Origin of the sequence: Nostocoides jenkinsii Ben 74 (assembly GCF_001046875.1) — a bacterium.
Classification (GTDB): Bacteria; Actinomycetota; Actinomycetes; order Actinomycetales; family Dermatophilaceae; genus Nostocoides_A; species Nostocoides_A jenkinsii.
Genome location: NZ_HF571038.1, coordinates 3,432,785 through 3,436,055 on the forward strand (window position 1 = coordinate 3,432,785; position 3,271 = coordinate 3,436,055).

Genomic DNA, 3,271 nt, shown 5'->3' on the forward strand with positions numbered 1-3,271 from the left:
CGCACCAATCCCGGTGCGCACGAGGGGTTCTCGGGTCTAGACCCTGTTGTCGTCTGCCGCTCAGCCCGCCGCCGCCGCGAAGCCTTGCTCCAGGTCGGCAATGATGTCGTCCGGGTGCTCAATGCCGACGGCGAGGCGCACGAGGCCCGGCGTGACGCCCGCCTTGAGGCGGTCCTCGTCACCGCCTTGGCTATGCGTCGTTGACGCCGGGTGAATCACCAGCGACCGGACGTCACCGATATTGGCGACATGCGAGTGCAGGGTCAGGCCCTCCACGAACTTCTTGCCCGCCTCCAGGCCCCCCGCGATCTCGAAGCCGATGACGGCGCCGGCACCGAGCGGTGCATACTTGTCGGCTCGGTCCTTCCCCGGGTTGCCCGGGTTGGAAGCCCAGCGCACGGATTCAACCTGCGGGTGACTCGACAGGAACTCGACGACCATGCGGGTGTTGGCGAGGTGGCGGTCCATCCGCAGGCTCAGCGTCTCGACGCCTTGCTGGATGAGGAAGGCGTTGAATGGCGAGACCGCCGAGCCGAGGTCGCGCAGCAGTTGGACGCGCGCTTTGAGGATGTAGGACAGGTTGGCCCCGAATGGCGACCCGACGCCGAGGTCCGGGCCGAACCGCAGGCCGTGGTAGCTCGGGTCGGGCTCGTTGAAGTTCGGGAACTTCGCCGGGTCCTTGGCGTAGTCGAAGGTGCCGCCGTCGATGATGACTCCGGCGATCGAACTGCCGTGCCCACCAAGGTATTTCGTCGCCGAGTGCAGGACGACATCCGCGCCCCACTCCAGCGGGCGGATGACGTAGGGGGTCGCGATCGTGTTGTCGACGACGAGCGGCACCCCGGCGGCATGGGCGACGTCGGCGACCCCTTGGATGTCGAGGACGTCGGCCTTGGGGTTGGCGATGCTCTCCCCGAAGAGCGCCTTGGTGTTGTCCTTGATCGCCGAGCGCCACTCATCGAGGTCGGCCTGGTCTTCGATGAAGGTGACCTCGATGCCCATCTTGGCGAAGGTGTACTTCAGCAGGTTGAAGGTGCCGCCATAGAGCGCGGCGCTGGCCACGATGTGATCGCCGGCCTCGGCGATATTGAGCAGGCCCAGCGTGGTCGCGGACTGCCCGGAGGAGACCATGAGGGCACCCACCCCGCCTTCGAGCGAGGCGAGCCGCTGCTCGACCGCGTCCTGGGTGGGATTCATGATGCGCGTGTAGATGTTGCCGAATTCCTTGAGCGCGAACAGATTCGCCGCGTGGTCGGTGTCCTTGAACACGTACGACGTCGTCTGGTAGATCGGCAGCGCCCGCGCGCCGGTGGCGGGGTCGGGCTGCCCTCCGGCGTGAACCTGCCGGGTCTCGAACTTCCAGTCGCTTTCGCTCATCGCCGGGTCTCCTTCGTGTGCACTGCCGGTCCTTCCTCACCATGCCGGACCTTCTCACCATCCGGGATGACCGTCTCCCCCTTCGGACAATCGACTCCGCCCCCGGCACGCGGGGGCGGCCAGTTGGCAAGATGGCGTCATGACTACCTTTCGCCCGAGCCCGACGTCCTGGGTCCGCAATCAGGTCGCCGCTATCGAAGCCGCCGGCACCACCGAAGCGGCCGACATCCAGGGGATGCGCGTCGTTCTGCTGACGATGACCGGGCGCAAGTCCGGCGATACCCTCAAGGTTCCGCTGATGCGGGTCGAGCACGAGGGCGCGTATGCCGCGGTGGCCAGCAAAGGCGGCGCCCCGGACAACCCGCAGTGGTACTACAACGTGGTCGCGAACCCCGACATCATGCTTCAGGACGGCACCCAGGACCGGCCCGTCCGCGCCCGCATGCTCGACGGGGACGAGCGGGCGCAGTGGTGGGAGCGGTGCGTCGACGCCTTCCCGCCGTATGCCGAGTACCAGGCCAACACCGACCGCACCATCCCGGTGTTCGTCCTGGAGCCCCGGGCCGCCTAACCCCCGCACTTGAGCACGCCTAACCCTCGAACTTGAGCACGCCTTACGCACTTGAGCACGCCTTGTAAGGCGTGCTCAAGTGCGTAAGGCATGCTCAAGTTCGGGGTGGGGCCTACGCTGGGCGTAGGCCGGGGCATCCCGGCGCGACTCGGGAGAGGACGAAACATGCAGGTCAAGCTACTCACCACCCTTGCTGCGACGGCACTGACCGTCGCCGGTATCACCCCGGGCATGGCGTCGGCTAACCCTTCGCCGGCACCGAGGCTGACGGTCATCAACGATGATGTGATGACCCCGCTGCAACTCGCCACGAGCGGCACCGATGTGTTCGTTTCCGATCGCATCGCGGGTCAGGTCCGCAAGATCGCCGCCGACGGCTCGTCCGCGGTCCTGACGACTCAACCCGGGCGCGAGGTCAATGGGGTCGGGGTGGACGGCGCCGGTCGGGTCGCTTACGTCTGGGCCCAGCTGACTCGGGGAACCGTCACCGCCAGCGGCTTGGCGGTCGTGGGCACCACAGCTGGCGCGGCCGACTTGCTGGCCTTCGAACGATCCGCCAACCCGGACAAGAATCGCACCTACGGTCTTGTCAACGCGACGACCTGCCAGTCCAACGGTCTAAAGGCTGCGGGCATCCCCGTCACCTACCGCGGCGGGGTTGCCTCCCGCCCGGTGGCCGTGGCCGATCTGGGCACCGACTGGGCCGTCGCCGACGCTCGCGCCAACGCCATCCTGCGAGTGCGACCCGACGGCCGCGTCGCCACCATCAGCGCTCTCCCCCGCCAGCCGTTGGTCATCACGTCCGCGATGGCCAGCGCTCTGAAGTTGCCGACGTGCCTGGTCGGAGCGACCTACTTCACCGAAGCCCGACCCACCGATCTCGCCGTGATGCGCGAAGGCCTCATCCTGGTCACCGTCGCCCCGCCGGCACTCGGCAAGCTCGACCCCGGGCGTCGAGGCTCGGTTTATCGGATCGACCCGGCCACACGTTCGGTGACCAAGATCGTCGCCGACCTTGCCGCCCCCACAAACCTCGCGGTCAAGACGGGCGGCGATGAGCGCGGCACGATGTACATCGCCGAGTCCGGCAGCGACACCATCACCAAGCACGGACCCGACGCGGCATACATGCATGACGCGCTGACGCTGCCCGGCATCCTGGCAGTCGAGATCGGCGCCGGCCACCTTTACCTGACCACCGACGTTCCACGCCGGGCCAATGGCACGCCGGAGCCCGGCCAGACGGGACGGGTCTACCGGTTGTTCTAAGTCTGGCGCTTGTTCTGGGCCTCCGGCTCCCTAACCCCCGAACTTGAGCACGCC

The 3,271-nt window shown here is 67.4% G+C and carries 3 protein-coding genes; 2 read left to right on the forward strand and 1 reads right to left on the reverse strand.

From position 1 onward, the window contains the following. Positions 1-60 precede the first annotated feature (60 nt). Positions 61-1,377, reverse strand: a complete 1,317-nt coding sequence (locus BN13_RS16350) for a bifunctional o-acetylhomoserine/o-acetylserine sulfhydrylase (protein WP_048548236.1) — start codon at positions 1,375-1,377, stop codon at positions 61-63. 139 nt (positions 1,378-1,516) lie between these two features. Here BN13_RS16350 and BN13_RS16355 point away from each other — a divergent pair, with 139 nt between their 5' ends. Both BN13_RS16355 and BN13_RS16360 read left to right on the forward strand, forming a co-directional pair. Then, a complete protein-coding gene (locus BN13_RS16355; RefSeq protein WP_048548237.1) occupies positions 1,517-1,948 on the forward strand; it encodes a nitroreductase family deazaflavin-dependent oxidoreductase in 432 nt (143 codons plus the stop codon). A gap of 165 nt (positions 1,949-2,113) precedes the next feature. Then, positions 2,114-3,217 carry a ScyD/ScyE family protein gene (locus BN13_RS16360; protein WP_048548238.1) on the forward strand — a complete coding sequence of 368 codons (1,104 nt, stop codon included), beginning with the start codon at positions 2,114-2,116 and terminating at the stop codon, positions 3,215-3,217. The last annotated feature ends 54 nt before the right edge of the window (positions 3,218-3,271 follow it).